This is a genomic window from Rhodospirillales bacterium (assembly GCA_020638175.1).
Classification (GTDB): Bacteria; Pseudomonadota; Alphaproteobacteria; order Micavibrionales; family Micavibrionaceae; genus JACKJA01.
Genome location: JACKJA010000002.1, coordinates 182,130 through 198,664, shown reverse-complemented (window position 1 = coordinate 198,664; position 16,535 = coordinate 182,130). Strand labels below are relative to the sequence as shown.

The 16,535-nt window shown below is 50.4% G+C and carries 11 protein-coding genes; 6 read left to right on the top strand and 5 right to left on the bottom strand.

What is annotated here, in order from left to right; translation table 11 throughout:
- The first annotated feature begins 21 nt into the window (after window positions 1-21).
- Complete coding sequence (locus H6868_00960; GenBank protein MCB9987883.1) at window positions 22-1,488, top strand: peptidoglycan DD-metalloendopeptidase family protein; 1,467 nt, start codon at window positions 22-24, stop codon at window positions 1,486-1,488.
- Window positions 1,489-1,493: 5 nt separating this feature from the next.
- Here H6868_00960 and H6868_00955 read toward each other — a convergent pair whose 3' ends face one another.
- Complete coding sequence (locus H6868_00955) at window positions 1,494-2,234, bottom strand: 16S rRNA (uracil(1498)-N(3))-methyltransferase (GenBank protein MCB9987882.1); 741 nt, start codon at window positions 2,232-2,234, stop codon at window positions 1,494-1,496.
- 20 nt (window positions 2,235-2,254) lie between these two features.
- Between H6868_00955 and H6868_00950 the strand changes: the two genes are divergently transcribed.
- Window positions 2,255-3,151, top strand: a complete 897-nt coding sequence (locus H6868_00950) for a 4-hydroxybenzoate octaprenyltransferase (protein MCB9987881.1) — start codon at window positions 2,255-2,257, stop codon at window positions 3,149-3,151.
- A gap of 6 nt (window positions 3,152-3,157) precedes the next feature.
- Here H6868_00950 and H6868_00945 read toward each other — a convergent pair whose 3' ends face one another.
- From H6868_00945 to H6868_00935, 3 genes are all read right to left on the bottom strand, one after another.
- Window positions 3,158-7,996 carry an NAD-glutamate dehydrogenase gene (locus H6868_00945; GenBank protein ID MCB9987880.1) on the bottom strand — a complete coding sequence of 1,613 codons (4,839 nt, stop codon included), beginning with the start codon at window positions 7,994-7,996 and terminating at the stop codon, window positions 3,158-3,160.
- Window positions 7,997-8,068: 72 nt separating this feature from the next.
- Complete coding sequence (locus H6868_00940) at window positions 8,069-8,851, bottom strand: 3-hydroxybutyrate dehydrogenase (GenBank protein MCB9987879.1); 783 nt, start codon at window positions 8,849-8,851, stop codon at window positions 8,069-8,071.
- 44 nt (window positions 8,852-8,895) lie between these two features.
- Entirely contained in the window at window positions 8,896-9,861 is a 966-nt protein-coding gene (locus H6868_00935) for an AMIN domain-containing protein (GenBank protein MCB9987878.1), read from the bottom strand.
- A gap of 293 nt (window positions 9,862-10,154) precedes the next feature.
- Here H6868_00935 and H6868_00930 point away from each other — a divergent pair, with 293 nt between their 5' ends.
- Window positions 10,155-12,527: a tetratricopeptide repeat protein gene (locus H6868_00930; GenBank protein ID MCB9987877.1), complete on the top strand. Its 2,373-nt coding sequence runs from the start codon at window positions 10,155-10,157 to the stop codon at window positions 12,525-12,527.
- 243 nt (window positions 12,528-12,770) lie between these two features.
- On the top strand, window positions 12,771-13,397 hold the full coding sequence (locus H6868_00925; protein ID MCB9987876.1) for a DUF4402 domain-containing protein: 627 nt from the start codon (window positions 12,771-12,773) through the stop codon (window positions 13,395-13,397).
- Window positions 13,398-13,524: 127 nt separating this feature from the next.
- Here the strand turns inward: H6868_00925 and H6868_00920 are convergent, their stop codons facing one another.
- Window positions 13,525-14,814 carry a hypothetical protein gene (locus tag H6868_00920; GenBank protein ID MCB9987875.1) on the bottom strand — a complete coding sequence of 430 codons (1,290 nt, stop codon included), beginning with the start codon at window positions 14,812-14,814 and terminating at the stop codon, window positions 13,525-13,527.
- Window positions 14,815-14,964: 150 nt separating this feature from the next.
- Here H6868_00920 and H6868_00915 point away from each other — a divergent pair, with 150 nt between their 5' ends.
- On the top strand, window positions 14,965-15,531 hold the full coding sequence (locus tag H6868_00915; protein MCB9987874.1) for a DUF4402 domain-containing protein: 567 nt from the start codon (window positions 14,965-14,967) through the stop codon (window positions 15,529-15,531).
- A gap of 51 nt (window positions 15,532-15,582) precedes the next feature.
- Entirely contained in the window at window positions 15,583-16,446 is an 864-nt protein-coding gene (locus H6868_00910) for a hypothetical protein (protein ID MCB9987873.1), read from the top strand.
- Window positions 16,447-16,535 lie beyond the last annotated feature (89 nt).

The window sequence follows — 16,535 nt, the reverse complement described above, 5'->3', positions numbered from 1 at the left end:
GAATCAACGTTACACATACGAATGTCAAAATTTATCATATTTATAAACGCCGTCGCCCGTTATGTGCCCTTGCGCCACCGTTATTTGTTGACGAGAAATAATCGTCTGCGTTTGCGTTTTGTTGTTTTACCTTTGATTGCCGGATTGTCGTTCGGCTTGGCGGCTATGGTCGGGTTTTCAAAAGATTCCGGAGCTGTGCGGATGCCAGTGCCGATGGAGCGCTCTATGGCGCAGGCCTTGCAGCCGGCTGTTTACCGGCCTTCTTTTTCTGTGCTGGATGGCCAGTCGCAAGAGCAAGCTGCTTTGCCGGAGGCGGAGGTTGTTCTGGCAGCGGTTTCGGCTCCTATGCCCCAGCCCAAAGAAGAGCATCTGAAAATCGGTAAGGGTGATACCCTGACGGCGGTTTTGGAAAAAGCCGGAATTTCCGCCAGTGATGCTTACCGCGTGGTCAAGGCGATGGAAGATGATTATGATCCGCGCCATATTCGTCCTGGCCAGGTTCTTGCCGTCCGTTATGATCCCAGTGAGGATGGCGATGATTATAGCTTTGCGGCTATGCGCATGGATATTGATCCCCTGAAGACGCTCGTTTTATCCCGTCAGGGCGATGGTTTCGTTTCGGATATTGAAGAAAAAGAAACGGTCCGCCGGACGTATGCCAGAGATGCCGAGATTGAGGTCTCCCTGTTTGGTTCTGCGGCGAAGGCCGGTGTTCCTAATGGTGTGATTGCCGAAGCAATTCGTATCTTTTCATGGGATGTCGATTTCCAGCGCGATATTCGTCAGGGCGACAAACTGGAAGTACTTTATGAGCAAATCGAAACCGAGGACGGCGAACTTATTAAAAGCGGTGATGTGCTTTATGCCCGTTTGAACGTTAATGGCCGGGATATTCCTGTTTACCGCTATGAAGATAAAAACGGGGACGTTGATTATTATACGGCCGAGGGCCGCAGTATCCGTAAAGCCTTGATGAAAACGCCGATTGACGGGGCGCGGGTTTCATCGGGATTTGGTCTGCGTAAACACCCGGTTTTGGGGTACAGCAAGATGCATAAGGGGCTGGATTTCGCGGCCCCGACCGGGACGCCGATTTATGCTGCCGGGGACGGGACGGTCGAGAAGGCCGGACGTTGGAGTTCTTTTGGAAATTACATTCGCATTCGCCACAATTCATCGCTGAAAACGGCCTATGCGCATTTGAACCGTATTGAACGCGGCGTTACGCCCGGAAGCCGCGTCAAGCAAGGTCAGGTGATCGGTTATGTCGGGACGACGGGACGGTCGACCGGTCCGCACCTCCATTATGAGGTCATGGTTAACGGGGCGCAGGTCAATCCGCAGTCTCATAAATCACCGCAGGGTAAGTCTTTGACGGGAGAGCAGCTCAATGCCTTTAAGGTAAAGGTTGGGGCTCTGGACAAGCAATATGCTTCGTTGCTGACTGATGGCGATGACCGCAAAACGGCGATGAATTTAAATCAATAATTCCTTTATAACAGGGCACTTCGAACGGCCAAGGCGTAGAGTGCTGCCGTTTCGCTGCGCAGGACGTTGTTTCCCAGAGAGACGGGCGTGCAGTTTTGTGTGCTTGCCAGTTTGCTTTTTTCCTTTTCAGTAAAGCCGCCGGGCGGGCCAATCAGCAAGGCCACGTTTTTTGTGTCTAATTTTGATAAAGCTGCCGCTAGCGGCGCGGTATCCGTTCGTTCAATGCAGGCCAGCAAAGGCGTGGCAGTGGGCCAATCGCTGAGCGTTTCTGTTAATGAGCGCAGGGCGTGCAGGCGTGGCAAGCTCAGCCGTTCGCTTTGCTCTGCGGCTTCCTGGATCTGTGCAGTGATTCGTTCAGTTTTTAACGCATGAATATCGGTGTTTTGCGTTGTAACCGGGCATAGATCCGTAACACCCAGTTCCACCGCTTTTTCAATCAGCCAGTCTTGCCGGTGTTTTTTTAAGGGGGAGAATAAAAGCATTGTTTTGGCTGTTGTGGCGATTTGTTCGCGAATTTTCTCCACAGGGCATGCTTGTCCGCGCTTTTTATCCAGCAATCTCAGGCGGGCCAGCCATTCACCTTCTTGGCCGTTAAACAGGCGCACTTCGTCGTCTACCTGACGCCGCATGACGTTTTTCAGGTAATGAAGCTGTTCCGGGGCAAGGTCGATTGCGCTGTCTTTTTGCAGCGGGCTGTCGACATAGAGCCGCGGGAGTTTTATGATCGTCTCCGGATTTTTCATCATAACTAGCTATAGAGCATTTCATGCATACCGATATCAACCAAAAAAGCTGGATTGAGTTTTTGCCGGAGGCGCTACGGCCCTATGGCTATCTGGCGCGGCTGGATCGTCCGATCGGTATATGGTTGCTGTTATTGCCGGGCTGGTGGGCGATTGCCTTGGCGGCAGGCGGCGCTTTGTCAATGAACGGCGATGACTGGAAGGTGGCCGGGCTGTTTGCTGTGGGCGCGGTCGTTATGCGGGCGGCAGGCTGCGTGGTTAATGATCTGTGGGATCGTGATCTGGATCGACGGGTTGAACGTACGGCGCTGCGGCCTCTGGCGGCGGGAACGGTTAGCCGGCCGCAGGCTTTTGCGTTTTTGCTGTTTTTATTGCTGATCGGTTTGTCAATTTTGCTGCAACTGTCATTGGTGGCCGTGTTGCTGGGTATCCTGGTTATGCCTTTGATTGCGCTTTATCCGCTGATGAAACGTATTACATGGTGGCCGCAGGCTTTTTTGGGGCTGACATTTAATTTTGGCGTGTTGATGGGATGGGCTGCGGTTTCTTATGTTGTAGGCCTTCCGGCGCTACTTTTATATGGGGTGGCGATATTGTGGACGCTGGGGTATGACACGATCTATGCCCATCAGGATAAAGAAGATGATGCCAAAATCGGGATAAAATCCGCAGCATTGAAACTGGGTGCGTGCAGCAAAAAAGTGATCGCTGGATTTTATGCTGCCGCCTTTTTGTTGTTGTTGGCGGCGATGGTCGCGGCGCAGGCAGGCGTGTTATCCTGTATTCTGTTGTTGTTGCCTGCGGCCCATACCGCCTTGTGTCTTCGGAAATGGAACCCGGATAACCCGAACAGCTCGTTGTCGGTTTTTAAAGCCAGCCGTGATACGGGGCTTCTGGTGCTTTTGGCGATAGCTTTTTGATATCGACTATCCGCCGTATAGGTGCCGCAGGCGTTGTTCGGCAATAATCAGCATCGGCAAATCCACATGTCCGGAACGGCGCATGTCCGTGAAAAGCGGTTCGAGCTGTACGGCTTGGTGCCCGTGAGTTTCCAACCAGCATTTGACGATATCGTGTCCATCCGGTCCGCAGGCGCCGCTTTTTATTTCGTTGCGCATGTCATTCAGAACACGAATGGTCAGACCTGTCTGGCTGGAATATAGATGGTCGATCATGCCGTCGATGGCTTCCGCCGTCCAGCGATCATCGGTGCTCAGATACCGGGCTTGCTTACGCAGCCAGTGTAGGGGGAAATACTCGCCCACGGCGAAGTAGGCCGCTGCTGTCACAGGAATGCCCATTTTGCAATCAAGGCTGGTGCGGATGATGTCGCAAGCCGCACCCAGACGCGGGATCAGGGCGATCTGGTATGCCAGTTCTTTAGGCAGGCCATCATTTATACCCATAGAGGTATGGCGCTGCATGGCTTCGATTTGCTGCGGCGTAATAACATTTTCCAGCTCTTCTTTCAGCATGGCGATGCCGGATTTGAATTCGCGGGTATCTTTTGTAATTTCGGGATCGCGGCCCAGACGGGTCAGGAACCATGTGACTTCCCGCTCTGTCATCTTGGCGATATCGCGCATGGCCCGAAGCTGGACTTCGGCAGGAACCTTGTTATCGAGGCTCTCAATACTGTTCCACATATCGACTAGACCGAAGGCATCCCGCACAATCAGAAAGGCGCAGGCAATGTCAGCCGGGCTGGCCCCGGTTTTTTCCATGCGGTCCTTGATAAAGGTCGGACCCAGACGGTCCACCATCGTGCTGGCGATGGTGGTGGCGACGATTTCCCGGTGCAAGCGGTGGCTTTCGATTTCCTTTATATATTTTTTACGCAAAGGCGTTGGAAAATAGGATACCAACCAGTCTTTTGTTTCCGGCAGATCGGGAATATTGCTGGCCAACAGGTCTTTGGTAAAGGTGATCTTGGCGTAGGAAATCAGGACGCAAAGTTCCGGCCGGGTCAGTCCCTTGCCGCTCCGCAGGCGCTTTTCGATCGTGTCTTCATCGGGCAGGCCTTCCAGCGCGCGATTGATGCCGATGTCCTGTTCAAGATCCTTGATCCATTCGGCATGCGCCGTCAAGTTTTCGGCAGCGCTCATTTCGGCCAGGCTGATGCCTTGCGTTTGCTGGTAATTATGGCGCAGCACAAGTGAAGCGACTTCGTTCGTCATGCTTTCCAGCAATTTATTTCGCTTGGGCAGTGTCATGCTGTTTGTTTTACTGGCCATGACTTCGGCCAGTAAAATTTTGATATTAACTTCGTGGTCGGATGAATCAACGCCGCCGGAATTATCTATGAAGTCGGCGTTCAATTTACCGCCGTGCAGCGCGAATTCGATCCGTCCGCGCTGGGTGATGGCCAAATTGGCTCCCTCGCCCAGAACGCGGGCGCGGATTTCTGCCGCATTAATCCGCAGGGAATCGTTGATTTTATCGCCGACATCGCTGTGTTCTTCCGATGAGGCTTTGATATAGGTTCCGATCCCGCCGAACCACAGCAAGTCTGTCCGTGCGCGCAGCATGGCCTGAATCAGTTCAGACGGCGTTACCCGGTCGTTTTTCAAACCAAAGCGGTCCTTGATTTCCTGTGTCAGTTCCAGACTCTTGTCGCTCCGGGAATAGATACGGCCGCCTTTTGACAGTTTGGCGGTATCGTAGCCGTCCCATCCTTTGACCTCTTCAAACAGGCGTTTGCGTTCGGCAAAACTGACGGCCGGATCGGGATCGGGGTCACAGACAATGTGCAGGTGATTGAAAGCGCCGACAAGGCGGATATGCTCGGAGAGCAACATGCCATTTCCGAACACGTCGCCCGACATGTCGCCAACCCCGATCACGTCGAAAGGCTGGGTCTGGATATCATGGTTAAGTTCCCGGAAATGACGCTTGACGGATTCCCAAGCACCGCGGGCGGTAATCCCCATTTTTTTATGATCGTACCCCGCCGATCCTCCGGAGGCAAACGCATCGCCCAGCCAGAATTCGTATTCGGCGGAAATGCCGTTGGCGATATCGGAGAATGTTGCGGTTCCTTTGTCGGCGGCAACAACCAGATAAGGATCGTCACCATCGCGGCGAACAACGTCCTTGGGCGGAATAACTTTCTTGCCTTTGCGGTTGTCGGTGATGTCCAGAAGGCCGCGAATAAGTGTTTTGTAGCAACGGATACCTTCTTCGATGAAGGCGGCGCGTCCGCCCTCTTTCGGGGGCTTTTTAACGATAAAGCCGCCTTTTGCGCCCATCGGGACGATAACCGAGTTCTTGACCTGCTGTGCTTTCATCAGGCCGAGGATTTCGGTGCGGAAATCTTCATGCCGGTCTGACCAGCGCAGACCGCCGCGGGCAATAACATCACCGCGCAAGTGCACACCTTCCATCCATGGTGCGTAGACATAGATTTCCCGGTAGGGTTTGGGTTCCGGCAGGTCATGGATCGCCTTGCTGTCAAGCTTGATCGACAGGTAATGCTTATATTCGCCCTCGGCATTCTTTTGATAAAAGTTTGTGCGCAAGGAGGCATCAACAATATTGGTAATGCTGCGTAGAATTCTATCTTCATCGAGTGAAGCAACGGCTTCCAGCGCATGATCTATCGCGATAGAAAAACCGGCGGCTTTTACTTGCGCATCATCACCGTTTTCAGGATCATGCAATGCTTTAAACAAATTGACAATTTGCTGCGCCAGTGTCGGGTTGTTGGTCAGGGCGCGTTCCATATAACGTGTCGAGAACGGATACCGGGCTTGCCGCAGATAGCGAACGCAGGCCCGTAAAATCATGATTGAGCGCCAGTCCATTTCCGCCAGAAGAACCAGACGGTTCAGGCTGTCGTCTTCGGTTTCGCCGTACCATATTTTGGTCAGCGCCGTTTCAAAAATATCTTTAACGGTTTCGATCTTTGCCGCATTGTTTTCTTCTCGCGATTCCAGCATGAAATCATGAACCCAAACGGGTGATTGTTCACCGGCGATCTGGATCTTGAAAGGCAGTTCTGACATGACCTGCAGCCCCATATTTTCCATGACCGGCAGGATGGCGGAGAGCGTGACGGGTTCGTCCTTGTGATAAATTTTTACGCGAAGCTGATTGCCTTCGCACATTTTGCATTTGTATAGGTCCAGAGAGAACCGGCCGTTTTTCAAAACCCCTTCTATTTTTTGGATATCATAGATTGCCTGCCGTGGCTGAAAGGCTTCCCGGTAGCTGACGGGAAACGCCTCACCGTACCGCTCGACAATTTTCAGGGTATCGTTTTCACCGGTGCCTATATCGTGCAGGGTTGCCGCCAGCTTTTCACTCCACAGACGTCCGGCTTCCTGAAGCTTGGCCTCGATTTTATGGAAGTCATATTTTTTCTTTTTGTTCTGGTCGATATAGACCGTGTACATGACCCGTGCGAGCGGCGAATCATCAAGATTCGTATGAAAATTATCGACGGTGCCTTGCAGTTCGTCGGCCAGTATTTTCTGGATTTTCATGCGCAGGCGCGTGTCATAGCGGTCACGCGGAACATATACCAGGCAGGAAATATAACGACCAAACGGATCGGCGCGCGTGTACAGGGCAATGCGCTGCCGTTCCTGCAGGCGTAAAATGCTGAGGGCTGTTACCATCAGATCATCAACGGAGATCTGGAACAGTTCGTCGCGCGGGTATTTTTCTAGGATATGGCGCAATGCTTTGTCGTCATGGGTACCCCCGGCGAAGCCAGCTCTTTTTGTGACGAGTTCGGCTTTGCGGCGGAGATAGGGGACGTCCTGAATCGACCGGGAATAAGTCACGGATGTAAACAAACCGATAAACAGGACTTCGCCTGTGACCTTTCCGTTTTTGTCGAATTGTTTTACCGAGACGGCATCCAGTGGTACGGGCCGGTGAACGGTTGATTTTTTATTGACCTTGGAGATTGTCAGCGGCGGCATGTCCCGGCGCATGCGTTGCAAGTCCTGTGGCAGACCGTCTTTATTGGCGCTGATATAAACGGGCAATACATCATCGTGCAAAAGGCCCAGGCTGGCGCCTTTGACCGTTTGGCTGAGAAGTTTGCCATTGCGTTCCACGTATTTGTATTCACGATAACCCAGCAGCGTGAAATTATCTTTATAAAGGTATTCAAGGAAATACAGGTACTCTTCAATTTCACGATCGCTATATTTTGAAGGTGCGTTGTTCAGCGCTTTTTGACAGCTACGCAGTTTTTCCCGCATGGCCGCCCAGTCACGGGTGCCGTATTTAACATCGTCGATGATGTGCAGAAGATCCTGCTCCAGCTTCGAGATAAGCTTTTCCGGGACCATACCCTGTAGCTCGATGTGCAAATGCGCCTGCATTTGCTCGGACGCCGTTGTTTTTTTATCGTTGGAAAAACTTTTAATCTTTCCATTTTTGTCGAGTGTAACGTGCAGGGTCGGACGGATTAAAAGATGTATCAGGCGGTTATGCGCACTGGTAATTTCTGCGGCAATCGAATCAACCAGAAAAGCCATATTGTCGGCGACGATATCAATAACGGTGTGTCCGGCGTTGGCTTCATCCTTGTCGGCAAACGCGGTGTAAATCCGGATGGACGCTTCTCCGGGTTTGCGTTTTTGGGCCATGTCCCAGTGATTTTCAGCTGTGCCGGCCATGATAACCGGGTCCATCATAGCCAGATCATCCGCCGGGGCTTTTTCAAAGAATGCTTGCAGGAAAGCTTTCATCGCTTCCGGCGCTTTGGGAGGAAGAGCTTTGATTGCCTGATCGATTTGTTTGTTTGACATGGTTGCCGTTATTGTTGGTTTTTTAAAAAACTGTCTGGGTTATACACCCGCTTTTTTGCAAGGGGAAGGGGTTTACTGTGCTGTCCATCCCCCATCAACCGGCAAAGCAGCGCCTGTTATGTTCTGGGCGGCATCGCTGCATAAGAACAAGGCCATTTCTCCCAGATGTTTAGGCTCTACAAGCTTTTTAACCGGTTGTGGTTTGAGCATGATTTTTTCCAGAACTTCATCTTCGGGAATGCCATGACCTTTGGCCTGGGCCGGGATTTGTCCCTGAACCAGCGGTGTGTTGACATAGGCCGGGCATATACAGTTGCATGTAATATTATCCTGCGCTGTCTCTAAAGCCAGAACCTTGGTCAGGCCGAGCAGTCCGAATTTTGTGGCAACATAGGCGGATTTGTTTGCCGAGGCTACAAGACTGTGGATCGACCCTATATTGATGACCCGGCCCCATCCGGCCTTGCGCATGCCGGGGATCAAGGCTTTGCATGTATGAAAGCTTGAAGATAGGGAGATGGCTAAAACGGCATCCCATTTTTCATCCGGGAAATCCTCGATCGGGCTGACATGCTGGATGCCGGCATTGTTGACAAGAATGTCGATTGTGCCAAACGTATCAAGTGCTTTTTGGCACATGGCGCGAATATCTTCCGGTTTGGACATGTCTGCTGCATCATACAGGGCTTTTACGCCATATCGATTCTCTAGACCGGCGCGCAAAAACTCAATCTCGTCTTTGTCGCCAAAGCCGTTCAGGACAATATTTATCCCGGCCTCGGCCATAGCTTCCGCCACAGCCAATCCAATACCGCTTGTCGATCCCGTGACAAGTGCTGTCTTACCTTTCATCATCTTCATTTTACCTTTTCATACAACCTTCCTTTCCTTCCCATGGGTTATTTGTGGATATCGGGGCTTGTTAAATCGATGACGATGCGGTGATCCGGATAGCCATTGGCTTTGATGGCCATTTCGTCAATAACTGATGCTTTGTGTTTCAAGGCGATGATTACACGGCTGCCGCCGTTATTTTCCATCGGTTGGACAGAGTAAGAGGCAACCAACGGGGCTTTGTCGGCTTGCCATTTGGTTTGTCCCTGCCATCCGGTTCCGGGCAGGTCAATCACCATAAGATTTTCGCTGTTATCAAGATCGTAGCGGTAGGAAACCTTGCCGCTGATATCCAGAACAATGCGGGTTTTGTCCGGATGTTCGCCGATCCGTATACGTTTGACGTATACAGGGCCGTTAATCGCCGGTTGCGCGCGGGCTGGCGCGGGCATTGCCTGTGGCGACGGGGCGGGCGACACAGCGGGAGACGGGGCTTGTTCCAAGGGTATCGGCGGCGGGGTTGCCATGGCAAAAGTCTGGGCGGCAGGGGCTGCCGGTTCAGGGGGCGGCGCTACGGCCATGATGGCTTCCAGCTGGGCAATCATTTGGCTGAGATCTTTTTCTACAGCAACAAGACGTGTGATAGAGGGCATCATGGCGTCAAAGTCTTCCCGCAGCTCTATGACGGCACCTTCTACGCGATCAAACCGTTCACGTGTGCCGCGCACATCCTGGGAAAAAAGTTGCCGGAGATTTACACCGCGGGGCGGTGTTGTGCCTGGCGGGCTGCCGGGAATATACGAATCGCCAGCCAGTCCATTCAGGGGTGGACGGGCGTTCATGGCAGGGGGGGCTGTCAGGGGGGCGGCGGTTTCGTAAGGGGTTTGGGCGTAGGGGGAGGCTTGTTGTTCGGGGGCTTTTTCATCAGAAAACAGGGGGCCACAGGCAGACAATGCAAAAGCACAGAACATAATTCCTATGCTCTGTTTCGTTGCTATAAATAGCCTATTGATGTCGACGGACGTCGACATGAGAGTCCAGATCCTGGACATATGGGAAGGATCCTGAATTTGATATTTTAACAAGCCCCAGGGGTGATTCGCCCCTTCTATAAGGGTACGTGTGAGTTATAGGTACCGTCAATAGAATAGATGCGAAATATTCAAAATTTATTCAGAGGCTTATCAACAAGTATGCGCAAAGTTATCAACAGCGCTGTTTCTTTTTATACATGGGTCTTTACTCTTGGCATGGAAAAATTTAGGGTACGCGAACAGTTTTATGTTTTTAGAGATCGTGCGCATGACAGCAAGGGGGAATCGCCGTGTCAGCAACTGAACAAAACACGCAGCATGAAGTAACGCTGGATCAGGCCTTGGAATTGGCGCAAGGCCATCATCAGGTGGGCAACCTGATTATTGCTGATCGAACATACAGGGATATTCTAAAAGCCGTGCCGGATCATTTCCCGACGGTTCATTATCTGGCAACGCTGCTGTACCAGCGCGGTAATCTGGAAGATGCCCTAGCGTACAGCCAGAAAGCTGTTGAGGTGGCACCGGAGGATAAGGCTTGCTGGGTTAATAACGGTGTTATCTTGGCGGCGAACGGCCAGACGGAAGAAGCATTGCGCGCGTTTGATGAAGCGTTGGCGATTGATCCTGAACTTTACGAGGCTTATTCCAACAAGGCGTATGCCCTGTGGGAACTGGGTCGTTATGAAGAGGCTGAGGATATTGCTACGCAGGCTGTGTCTATCAATCCGGATAACGCCGATGCCTATATTAATCTCGGGATTTCAATGGCCGAGCAAGGGAAGCTCGAAGAAGCTTTCGGGGTCTGGGAGCAAGCCGTGGCTCTTGATCCGCAATCGGCGCGCGCTTATAGCAACTGGAGTAATACGTTGCGCTCGATGGGGCGCCTTGAAGAGGCCAAACAAAAGGCGTTAAAGGCTGTTGAGCTGGAAGATAAAAATCCGGAATCATACAACAATCTGGCCAATGCCTATCGTGATATGGGACAGATGCCTGAAGCGGAAGAGGCTTATCGCAAGGCGACAGATCTTAAGCCGGATTATTATCTGGCCCATAACAATCTGGCGACGGCTTTGCTTGATCAGGGGCGCTTTGCCGAAGCGGCAACGGCGGCCCGTTATGCGATGTCATTCAAGCCGGATTATGCACCGGCCTATAATAATCTGTCTTTGGCGCAGCAAGGGCTGGGTAATTATGATGAGGCTTATAGCGCCGCTGATCGCGCTATATCTCTCGACCCGAATGATGCCGGTCATTACCTGAACCTGGCCGATATTTTGATTGCCATCGATAAGTTTGATGATGGCGAAGCTATCTTGCAGCAAGCACAGGCGTTGGAGCCGGATTCGGCACGGACGCTGTTGAAACTGGCAGATGTTCACCGCAACCTTGATCGCCCGGACAAGGCGATTGAAGCGCTGGACAAGGCGATTGAATTAAACCCGGAAATGCCCCTAACTTATGTGCACAAAGCGCGGGTTTTGCAGCATGATAACCGGGTAGAGGAAGCGCTGGTGGTTATTGAGAAAGCTTTGGAGCTTTTCCCTGATAATCCGTATGCGTTGCTGGCGAAAGTTGATTGCCTGTTAACAACCAATCGCAAAGATCAGGCGCGGGAAGTGCTTGATAAGGTCAGAGAGCTCGGCGGAAACCTTCTTGGTTTCTATTATAATTTGACCAACTTCAAAAAATTCACGGCCGATGATGAAGATTTTCTGGCTATGAAAAAACTGGCTGAGAACATCGACAATTTTGGTCTGGACGGAAAAGCGATTTTGAATTTCTCTCTTTTCAAGGCCTACGAAGATATGGGCGAGTATGAAAAATCATTTGAATGTTTGAAATCCGCCAATGATGCCAAGCGTGATTCCCTGCCGTTCAGAGCGTTGCAGGAATCGACGATGGTTGAAAATAAAAAAGCGACATTTACGCCAGCCTTTATGAAGGAGTATGAGGGTAAGGGGTGTGATTCTGATGTTCCTGTCTTCATTTTGGGGATGCCGCGTTCCGGGACGACATTGACCGAACAGATTATTTCGTCGCATCCGCAGGTTTTTGGTGCAGGAGAATTACCAGATCTGGGGACGGTTTTGCGTGAAATGGGGCCAATGACTCCGGCAAATGCTGCAGCTATGGGGCAAGCTTATGTTGATAGAATCAAGGCGCGGGATGTTACCGGGAAGGCTATCCGTATCACAGATAAAATGCCGGGGCATTGCAACAATATCGCTTTGATTCGCTGCATGCTCCCGAATGCAAAAATTATTCTGTGCCGGCGTAACCCGATTGATAATTGCCTGTCGTGTTACAAGCAGAATTTTGCTACGGGGCATTACTGGTCTTACAACCTGGAAACAATGGCCGGGCACTACAATAAATTTGCCGAGCTTATGGATTATTGGAAAGAGCTGATACCGGATGGATTTATCGAAGTGCAATACGAAGAAACCGTCAACAATTTTGAAGAGCAGGCGCGGCGTTTGATTGATTATGTCGGGCTGGAATGGGATGATGCGTGTCTCGAGCCGCACAAGCAAAAACGGGCTGTCCTGACGGCAAGTAAGGATCAGGTCATTCGTCCGGTTTACAAAAGCTCGGTCGAAGCTTGGCGGCGGTATGAAGAACAGTTGCGTCCGCTCATCGAGGGAATCAAGTATCCATAAAGCAAAGACTGTTTGTTTTACGTATCGTTTTAATAAAATATTTATAGTTTTCCGGTTACCATTCTGTATGGGAATACGTGCAGCGAAGTTTTATTGGATAAAAGCGTAAAAGAATGTTTTTTGCCTTTTCAATGAAATATTTCTGTGTTAATTTCAGCATGTTATTTTCGGACCGTGACCCAAAAGAAAACAGAAGTTTTCAAGGTTGCAATTTTAAACCTGATTTTAAACAAGGAGTGTATTATGAGTCATACCAATAAAAGACTTATGGCCACGGGCGCGGTTATGGTGGCGCTCAGTTCTTTCGTTCCCAATCCTATCCTGACCAATGAAGCTTTCGCACAGGCATCGACTGTTACGACGATGAGTGCAAGCGCAACGGTTGTTAACCCGCTGGGTTTGACACCGGGGCAGCTCGTAAAGTTTGGTAAATTCGCTGTTAAAGGCGCGGGTAAACTGGGTCTGACAACGGCTGGCGCTCAGTCAGTTATTTCCAACGTTGTTCTGATCGGGGGCGCAACAACGCAGGCCGGTAGTGTGAAAATTACGGCACCCAAGAGTGCTGCTTTCGTGATTAGTGTTCCGACCTTTGGTGCGGCCGGTCCGATCAAGCTGGCACACAGTGCGAAAATAACCGGTACGGCGACGGCTAACTACCTGATGTCCATTACCCAGCTGAAAATGGCAGCGTTCACGGCAGGGGTTCCTGCTGCGGCTGTGACGTTCAGCAACGGTAACCCGACGACGGCTGCTAGTGACCAAGGTGCGGCTGGTTTTCAAACCGTTGCTCTTGGCGGTACGTTGGCTGTTAGTGCCGGTCAGACACCAGGTGTCTACACGGGTACATACCAGTTGCTGACAACCTTCTAGGATTTGTCGCATAGAGAATTCAAAAAAGCCTGCTGGAGTATAGCAGGCTTTTTTCTTTGCAAGGTGATTCGAATTTAGTCAAAAAAATGGAGCCACTAGATGCTCCATTTTTTGTTTAACTTTGTTTTTATTCGGCTGCGTTTGCTGCGGGTTCTACACCTTGGCGTTCGTAGAATTCTTTGTAGAAGACATACTTGTATAGTTTGGTCAGCTGCAGATTTGCCAGATCCTTGATTTGCCGCCAGTAAGGTGATTCGGGGTCATCTTTGCCGCGGGAATCGAGGGCTGCTTTTGTGTCGTTTGCAAGTTGTTCATAGAAAGAAATATTGGCCATGATGATTTGTTCTTCGGCGGCCAGCGTCGCCTCCCACATTTCGTCCTGTGTCAGTACGTGCGGGCGCATGTTGGAGATAATCAAGCGCAGAACCCGGCGCAGTGCTTGCGGCGATTGCATGACAGGAATCAAAAGGTGTGAAATTTCAATCAATCCTTCTTCATTTTTAACGGTCAGCGGGATGAAGGTCTGTATGCCGGCGATGTGTTTGGCGAGCTTGCCTTTTTTCCATGGGCATAGCGTGCTGTTTAAAACAATTTTTCCTGTTTTCGGGACATCAATTTCCATCGGTACCGACCGTACGATCGGGGCGCGGGCATCAGGGAAGCCATAGTGCAGGAACGCGTCAACGGCGTCCATCTGGTTATAAAAGGCGAAGCATTCACGGCGTTCCAGAATAGGCTGGCTGGGGGCCAGAAACAGGAATTCCCGGTCCGGTTCTTCTGTTGAATAGTTGATACCAAAATTAAAGTTGCCAGCAAAAAAGTCATGGTTAATGAAATCAACGATGGGCATGATTTTCATTGCCAGAGATTTCTCTTCGGTTTTTTGATCGACTTCTTTGTGGCCGATTACCCTGGTTTTCAAATATGTATCGCACAGGAATTTTTCGGTGTCTTCACAGCCGGGCTTGTTTTGCGTATAGGCCAGCATTTTTTCCTGATTTTCGTTTAGTGTCCGCCCGGCCAGTAGCTTTTCAAACGGTTCTGGGGTGCCTCGGAACCAGACCCACGGGCAACTATTTTTGTGATGGGCGATCTTGTCTGTCAGGTTGTAAAGCTCGACCATGCTGGCGGCAATTTTATGTTGGGTATCGCTCATTACCCCTTTTTCGGGGTTCATGAGGATTTGATCGCCCTTGACACTCAGCCCCATCCTTTCAGCAGGCAGCAACAAATCTTCCGGGATGGCCATTAATGGTTTTCCGAGGCGAATCAGGCTGTCTTTCATAACGCTGAGTTCGCCGTCCTCGCATTGAATGACCAGACCGGGGTCAAGTTCTCCACCGTTTTCCACTACGGTTTTTTCTAGAAAACGAATTTCTTTTTCAATAGCGGCGTTATCACTTTCAATCTTGATCATGACGGTCTCTTTATCCGGTTTAGTCATTGTTGTTGTAATATGCCCGTAGTTTATAGAATGAATGTGTTTAGGCAAGTGTAATCAGGAGCCGATCCCGATAATCTTGCTTGCCAACGGGCTTGCCGATGTGGTGTAAAAGGGGGTAACCCGGTGACAGGAAAAGACCTTATAAAGATGGCAAGAAAACAAAATACCATAACATCGTCCAAGTGCAGGGAGCCAAAGCATTCCGGTGCGCAGGTTATGGTGCCTTTAACGCTGGCTGCTGCGATGTGTATGCCGTGGGCTTTGCCGGTTCAGGCTATGTCAGCGCAGTGTTCACAGAATCTCCAGTTTGGCCGGCTATTTGATTGCGGCAATGGTGGAAAGTTGGCGATTTCACCCTCCGGGGTTTTGAATACGATCAGTGGCTGTTTTAGCTTTATTGATGTACCAAAACAGGCGATCTGCAAAGTATCTTCTTTTGTGACGACAGGCACTCTGAAAATTGAAATGTCGGCAAAAAAAATGGTGATGACCGGTCCTCCAGATACCATGCGGATGTCTGTATTTAATATTGGTACGCCTTTGGGCGGTACCCAGAAAACTTATACATCTGCTTCATTGACGACGACGCCCTTTTCCTTTGGTATTGGTGGGCGCCTGCGTGTTACTGGTAATCAGGCAACTGGTAGTTACCTTGGTAAGATGAGTATTACCGTTACGTTTACAAACTAGTTTTTTACGTTATCTTTCTGGAATAAAATTTAAACAAAGAAAGTGATTTTGATGCATATGAATACAGTACGAAAGATACAAACCCGTTTTTCCTTTTTTACGGTTTTGTTTTTGTTTCTTCTGTCTTTTGGGGTGGCGCAAAAGGCCCATGCTTTGTTGTTGCTCGATTCGTATGTGTTTATCGGAGAGCGCTCAAATTCAGCCGTTTTAAGTGTCAAAAACACATCGAAAAAACCGCTGGCCTATAAGGCGGAATGGACGCAGGTTTACATGACGCCCGATGGCGATCGGCATGCGGCTGTGGAAGGACAATTTATACAGAACGTTATGCCGGCGGAACCGTATTTGTATCTATCGCCGCGCCGGATGATTGTTCAGGCAGACCAGTTGCAAAATATTCGTTTTATGCTGCGGCGGAAACAGGATATGCCTGCCGGTGAATACCGGTCGTATATTTATCTCAATCCGGAAGACATTCCTGATTCATTTGAAAAGAACATGACGTTGACACAAAAATCTTCGCAAGGGCAAACGGCCCAGCTTGAAATGATGGCCGGTTACCGCCTCCCTGTTTTTTTCCTGCATGGCGATACGACGTTGAATGTCCAGTTTTCGGATGTGCGGCTGGCGGTTAAAGACAGCAAGAATGCTGTTGCCTTTAATCTTCAGCGTTCGGGAACGCGTTCAGCCATAGGGACTGTTGATATTATGTGTGATGCCGGTATGGAGACGCAAAAAAAACTGGCGGGGATCGACGTAAAAGTTTACACGGAAATCGGTTACCGGTCTTTTTTGAAGCCGGTTGAATTGCCGTCCGGCGGGTGCAGCAAAATAACCTTGTCGTTCATGCCCCATAATCGTGATCCCGATTTTAACGGCCAGCCTATGGCCGTGGCGGAATTACCTCTGCGCTAAAAAACCAACCGTTTATTTTCTAATCCGGGTGTGTGCTCTTCGCACTTTTTGCTGCGCTGAAAATTCTTTCAGCCATTTCCGTTGGGCTG